Consider the following 6,235-nt stretch of genomic DNA (forward strand, 5'->3'; position numbering starts at 1 on the left):
ACGCTATTGGCCGATAGCGGGCGGTCGGCATGATCCGGTGTACATTCTGGTTGTTACCTGGACAAATCGCCAGCTCGCTGTAGGCCGTGCTTGTTGTGGCAAATTCGATTGTTTATTGCGATCTTTTATTAGCTTCCCGTGTATTCCCATAACCCTGCCCAAGCGAGCCTTCCCGCTCAAGCGTGTAAATGCCGACCGCTTTGCCGTATATCTCAGTCTCCGCTTCATACGTCAGGCCAAGGCGCCTGGCAACACGCAGCGACGATGCATTGGCCGAAGCGATGAGCGCCCGGACTGTAGGTTCGCGCCGAATCTCGAGCGCATAATCCAGGGCCCCCGCCGCCGCTTCGTTCGCGAATCCCCGGCCCCAGAAGGCACGATAGGTATTCCAGCCTAGCTCCATCACCGTGGATTCTTCACGAAAGAACGCGCCGACAGTCCCGACGACTTGACCCGTTTCCTTGTCCTCGACAGCCCACCATCCGGCGCCATGGATGAGCCATAGTCCTGCCTGTGAACAGAAGATTCGCCATGCCGCGTGGCGGTCGGACGGGCCCAGGTGGGCCGCGCTGACAGGATCGGCGAGATGCGCTGCAAATGCGTCAAAGTCCTGCCGTCGATATTCACGAAGCACGAGTCGTTCCGTGTGCAGGTATGGAACAGAAGTGACGAACTCGCTATGCATGCGTTGGATCCCCTGTACTGGTGCCGATTGCGAACAATTGTAGCGTTTGCAATTAAGCTGAAACGGTCTTCCCAGATTATTTTTTTGATACCGGGAGTGCATGCGGCGCATACAATCTCGGCTTTCCTCAATCAACAAGCCGGGGCGCCGTGCAAGAACTTTGGAATTATTATGAGCAGTTGGCAGCAAGCTTGCCGTCACAGGGCCCGGGTTTCAGTACCGCAGTCCTGCGTGATGGAGAAACCATATTCGAACGCCACCACGGGCTGGCTTCTCTCGAACTGAACGTGCCCTTGTCGCGCGACTCGGCCTATTACCTGGCATCGGAATCGAAGCAGTTCACGGCCGCCTGCATCATGGCCCTGGTGCGTGAGGGCCTGATCGGCCTCGATGACGACGTATGCCCTCATTTGCCCGAGCTGGCACGATTCGAACAGGCTTTCCCGTTACGAAGCCTGCTGAATCACAGCAGCGGCATTCCGGATTATTTCCAGTTCCTGCAATGCCAATTGGGACGCCATGAAGCCGACTACTTCAACAACGACACCATCCTGCGACTGATTAACCGCATGGACACGGTCGAGTGCCCGGCACAGACCGTGCACCGCTACAGCAACAGCAACTACATCCTGCTTGCCGCGCTGGTTGAACGCCTGAGCGGACTATCGCTAACGAAGTACGCCAGGAAGATCCTGTTCGAGCCGCTCGGTATCCATCGCCTGGGCTTTGATGACGACCGGTTCAATGTGATTGAGCATCGCGTGTTCAGCTACGAGACCGATGCGTCTCGCCCTCTCGGCTACAAACAGCACCTGGGTAACGCCAACACGGTGGGCGATGGCGGCATGTACGGCAGCATTGCAGATCTGTTGCGTTGGGAAGTGGAATGGCACCGCCAGTGGTCCGACAAGTCGAGCCTGCTGCACGCCATGCTGCAGCCTTCGCCCTTCCTGGACGGCACAGTGCCTGACTACCGGTTTGGATTGGAACTGACGCACAGGTTCGGCCAGGACGTCGTGTTCCATAGCGGTGGCCTGTGGGGCTTCAGCACCTTGATTGTCCGGCTACCGCAAAGCCGTACGTCGATCATCCACCTGGCCAATTTCGAAGATGCGGGGCCAGACATGGATCGCATACTCGCTGCCGCGCTCGCGTAGAAGCCGAGCAAGCGGCACGATCAGCCGCTGCAACAGGCCCGGTCAGGCGATGGGCAATTTGGCGTGCGCCCGGCACAGTTCATCGTGCAGCTGTTGTACTGCTTGCGCGGCCGGAACGCTGGCGCCCTTGCCGATCGACTCGATAAAACGGCAGGCGGCAAACCCTGCGGCAGCGTGGTCATAGCGCTCCAGCCACGCACGCCGTTCCGGTAGCCGCTCGGGCGAGACCGGCCAGGTGCCGGGCCGTGGCCGGATATGGTTTCCGATGCCGATGCGCCAGGGTTTGGCCGACACCCGTGCCCTGAAGCAGTGCTGGTTCAAGCACATGGCTGCATACATTGGATCGGCGCCCAGTGCCCGGAAACACTCGGCCACCTCGGCTTCCAGCGGGTCGAACAGGCGATGGGTAGCGAGCAGGCGCAAGCCGGCGGGCGTCCGATAGAGATGGGCCAGCCAGTCGGGACGGGTGCCCATGAAGTGCAGGATGTTCGCGCGTGCCACCGCCTCCGGCCCACCCCGGGCCTGGACGGCCAGGCGATGGATACGGTTCGCAATGGGGAACGACAGTACCAGGGTCAGCAGCACGCCGACCACAGCCGCGGCCAGCAAGCTGCCAGGGCTCTTGCCGGCCGCCGCCATCAGATACAGCATCACCGCACCGGCTGCGAGCAGGAACAACGCGCTGCCCCAGACCGTGCGCTTGCCAGGGCCGTCATTGAAATCGATATCGACGAACAGCACGTTCGGCGTATTGATGCAGCGTGCGCCGTAGGCATTGCGGGTAATGACGGTCTCGCCGACGCGGTCGACCACCTCCTCCCGGATCGGCAACCCGTCGCCGCCGTTGTACGGCACTTTGCGCTCGCGTCGCGGCAAGGGTTCGCCGGAGACGGCACGCGCCAGCGCTGCGTCGACACGCAGCTGGGCATTGTGCTGCGCATCCTCCTGGCTGGCGTCGGACCAGCCGAAACGCCTGACCGTGATCTGCTTGCCCTTGCGGCGATATTGCGCCCGTGCTTCGGCCCAAAAACTCGGAACGATCATCATTTGCCGGCCTGCCTGGGTACTTGTCGATTCGATGTCATTGTGTGCGTCGTTGTTTCCGAAGAGATGGCGCCGGCGAGATGCCTTGGCTACCGGCCAGCCCTGACCGCAGGCTGGCCGCACGGCTGAGTGTACGAAATAGTTGCCTCCTGACAAATGCCATATCGGCAGGCATCCTCGCCTGTTGTTGCATTTCTACCACGATTTACCCCCGCATTTCGCCGCGCGCCTGTCCTTACACAATGCTTTTCACCCGCGCCGGGTAAATACTCACCCATACGAACGCGAATGATAACAATTCTCATTTACAAACCTAAAAATGCTTACTAGAATGTTGACCAGTGCACAAAACCGCGCCTCAGCCCGCTGACGGCGCTTCCATAAAAACTGAGAGAAGAACAGGAACAGACATGCAAGCAATCAAGAGCCGCAAGCACGGGCACAGCCGTTTCCAACAACAAATGAGCGCCGCGCTGGCGACCATGCTGCTGCCGCTCGCGGCCCAGGCTGCCGATACCGTGCCGCCGGCGCCGGACGATGTTTCCGCCCTGCCCGTGTCGAAGGTGGAAGTGGTCGGCAAGACCGAGAACGACTTCAAGGCCGAACGCGCCTCGTCGCCGAAGTACACCGAAAAGCTGGTCGACACCGCGCAGACCGTGCAGGTCATCAAGAAGGAACTGATCGAGCAGCAAGGTGCCCTGACCCTGACCGAGGCGCTGCGCAACACCCCGGGCGTCGGCGCCTTCTTCCTCGGCGAGAACGGCAACACGAACACCGGCGACGCCATCTTCATGCGCGGCTTCGACAGCTCGGGCAGCATCTATGTGGACGGCGTGCGCGACGTTGGCTCGATCTCGCGCGACGTCTTCAACCTCGAACAGATCGACGTCGTGAAAGGACCGGCCGGCACCGACAACGGCCGCAGCTCGCCAACCGGTTCGGTCAACCTGGTCACGAAAAAGGCCCGCCTCGATGACATCTCGAGCGTCTCGCTTACCGGCGGCAGCGCCAAACAGAAGCGCGTCACGGCCGACGTCAACCGCGTCATCAACGCCGAGCGCGGCATCGCGGCGCGCATCAACGTGATGGCCCAGGATTCGGGCCGCGCCGCGCGCGACGTGGTCACCGACAAGCGCTGGGCAGTGGCGCCGAGCATCGGCTTCGGCCTGAACGGCCCGACCCGCGTGGTGCTCGACTACCTGCACGTCAACCAGGACAACATTCCGGACGGCGGCGTGCCGACCGTCGGCCTGCCCGGCTACACCAGCCCGGACCGCGTCAACAAGCCGGAACTGTCGACCGCCCCGGCCGTCGATCCGAAGAATTTCTATGGCTCGAACAGCGACTACGACAAGGTCAAGGCCGACATGGCGACCGTGCGCGTCGAGCACGACTTCTCGCCGAACTTCAGGCTGCACAGCATTTCGCGCTATGGCCGCACCAGCCAGGACTACCTGCTGTCGGCCTTCCTGGCCAGCGGCGCCAATATCACGCTGGTGAACCGCGCCGATCCGTCCACCTGGACCCTGGTGCGCAACACCCGTACCGTGAAAGACCAGGAAAACAAGATCCTGACCAACCAGACCGCGCTGACCTCGATGTTCGACACCGGCTCGCTGCGCCACACCCTGGTGACCGGCATCGAGTTCACCAGCGAAAAGCAGATCACCTACGGCCTGACCGGCCTGGGCACCCTGCCGGCCGCGAACCTGTACAACCCGGACGCCGGCGTCGCCGTCACCGGCCTGGCGCCGCGCCGCACTGGCGCCTTCAACGAAGGCGAGATCGACACCCAGAGCGCCTACGTCTTCGATACCATCAAGATCGGCGAGAACTGGATCGTCAACGGCGGCATCCGCGCCGACCACTTCAGCGGCGACTACACCGCGGTGACGGCGGCCACGGCGAACAACGTGACCACGCTCACGCCGACCCACTTCAGCATCGGCGACACGGTCTACAACGGCAAGCTGTCGGTGCTGTACAAGCCGACCACTTACAGCAGCGTGTACGCGCTGGCCGCCAGCTCGAAGCTGCCGCCGGGCTCGAACTTCACGGTCTCGGGCAACGTCAACAGCGCCCAGAACCCGATCTACGATCCGCAGGAAACCCTGACCTATGAACTCGGCGGCAAGCTCGACCTGTTCAAAGGCAAGCTGGGCCTCTCCGCAGCGCTGTACCGCACCGAAGTCAAGAACGAAGTCGAGCAGGACCCGGTCGACCTGACCTGGTCGCAGACCGGCAAGAAGCAGGTGCAGGGCGTGGAGCTGGGTGTGACCGGCGAACTGGCGCGTAACTGGCTGGTCAGCGCGGGCTACACCTACATGGACACCAGCATCGAGTCGGGCCGCCTGCTCACCGCCAATGGCGAGAACGAGCTGACCTATACGCCGAAGCAGTCGTTCAACCTGTGGACCTCGTACCAGTTGCCGATGGGCGTCAAGATTGGCGGCGGCGCGCGCTTCAACGATGGGCTGCTGCGCGGCACCGACGGCGCCGTCGGCACCCCGGCCTATACGAAGTCGTACTGGGTCTTCGATGCCATGGCCTCGTACGCCATCACCAACAACATCGACTTGCGTTTGAACGTGTACAACCTGGGCGACGAAGAGTATGTGGCCAACATCAACAAGAGCGGCTACCGCTACACCCCGGGCACGCCGCGCTCGGCCAGCCTGACGGCCAACTTCCGTTTCTAAGCAGCTTCACGCTTTACAAGTACAGCAACCTCCTTGCTGGTTTGACGCCCTCGCCCTCGCGGCGCAGGGCGTTTTTTTTGTTTGCCGCCCGGACTATGGCCTAGAATGGCTCGCTTCCACTCTCATCCGGTTTCGTCTTGAAGATATCGATCGGCCTGCGTCTGTTCCTCTCGGTCCTGCTGGCCATCCTGGCCGTGACGGCGAGCGCCGTCTGGCTGCTGCGCCAGACCGTGCTGGAAGGCTTCGGCGATTACGCGGTGCAGATCGAACTCGACCGGCTGGAGGGCTTGTCGAACGAGCTGGCGCGACGCCATGCCGCGGCCGGCAGCTGGCGCTTCGTGCCGCGGCGCGATACGGCGCGCCGCGCCTGGCTGCGCGACGAGCTGGCGCGTTTGCAGGAGGTCCGCAGCGCCGCCATCGCACCGGCCGCTCCGGCCTTGCCGGCTGCTCCCGCCGCACCTGCCACACCTGCCGCACCTGTATTGCCGGCTTCTCGCGCTTCGCTTGCAGCACCGGCGTCTCCCGCAGCGCCCGTCGCTCCACCCTCGCCTCCCGCACTGGCCCCGCCCGCGCCGACGATAGGCCACAGGCTAGCGCTCAGGCCTTCGAGGAAAGCGTAGGCCAGGGCGTCGGTCGGTCCCTGGCTGCGC

General features: G+C 62.7%; 5 protein-coding genes. 3 read left to right on the plus strand and 2 right to left on the minus strand.

Annotation, left to right across the window (positions count from 1 at the left end; translation table 11 throughout):
• Positions 1 to 112: 112 nt before the first annotated feature.
• Positions 113 to 685, minus strand: a complete 573-nt coding sequence (locus tag LK540_RS18160) for a GNAT family N-acetyltransferase (RefSeq protein ID WP_229438714.1) — start codon at positions 683 to 685, stop codon at positions 113 to 115.
• Positions 686 to 834: 149 nt separating this feature from the next.
• Between LK540_RS18160 and LK540_RS18165 the strand changes: the two genes are divergently transcribed.
• Complete coding sequence (locus tag LK540_RS18165) at positions 835 to 1,842, plus strand: serine hydrolase domain-containing protein (RefSeq protein WP_229438715.1); 1,008 nt, start codon at positions 835 to 837, stop codon at positions 1,840 to 1,842.
• Positions 1,843 to 1,884: 42 nt separating this feature from the next.
• Here the strand turns inward: LK540_RS18165 and LK540_RS18170 are convergent, their stop codons facing one another.
• Complete coding sequence (locus tag LK540_RS18170; RefSeq protein ID WP_229438716.1) at positions 1,885 to 2,889, minus strand: hypothetical protein; 1,005 nt, start codon at positions 2,887 to 2,889, stop codon at positions 1,885 to 1,887.
• Between the two features lie 407 nt (positions 2,890 to 3,296).
• Between LK540_RS18170 and LK540_RS18175 the strand changes: the two genes are divergently transcribed.
• Both LK540_RS18175 and LK540_RS18180 read left to right on the plus strand, forming a co-directional pair.
• A complete protein-coding gene (locus LK540_RS18175) occupies positions 3,297 to 5,585 on the plus strand; it encodes a catecholate siderophore receptor Fiu (protein ID WP_229438717.1) in 2,289 nt (762 codons plus the stop codon).
• 137 nt (positions 5,586 to 5,722) lie between these two features.
• On the plus strand, positions 5,723 to 6,205 hold the full coding sequence (locus LK540_RS18180) for a hypothetical protein (protein WP_229438718.1): 483 nt from the start codon (positions 5,723 to 5,725) through the stop codon (positions 6,203 to 6,205).
• Positions 6,206 to 6,235 lie beyond the last annotated feature (30 nt).

It is taken from the genome of Massilia sp. IC2-278 (genome assembly GCF_020708045.1).
In the GTDB taxonomy this organism is placed as follows: domain Bacteria; phylum Pseudomonadota; class Gammaproteobacteria; order Burkholderiales; family Burkholderiaceae_D; genus Telluria.

Excerpts from the sequence above, each read along its gene's own strand:
- LK540_RS18170 (WP_229438716.1), bottom strand. The coding sequence starts at position 2,889 with ATGATGATCGTTCCGAGTTTTTGGGCCGAAGCACGGGCGCAATATCGC.
- LK540_RS18160 (WP_229438714.1), bottom strand. The coding sequence starts at position 685 with ATGCATAGCGAGTTCGTCACTTCTGTTCCATACCTGCACACGGAACGA.
- LK540_RS18175 (WP_229438717.1), top strand. The coding sequence starts at position 3,297 with ATGCAAGCAATCAAGAGCCGCAAGCACGGGCACAGCCGTTTCCAACAA.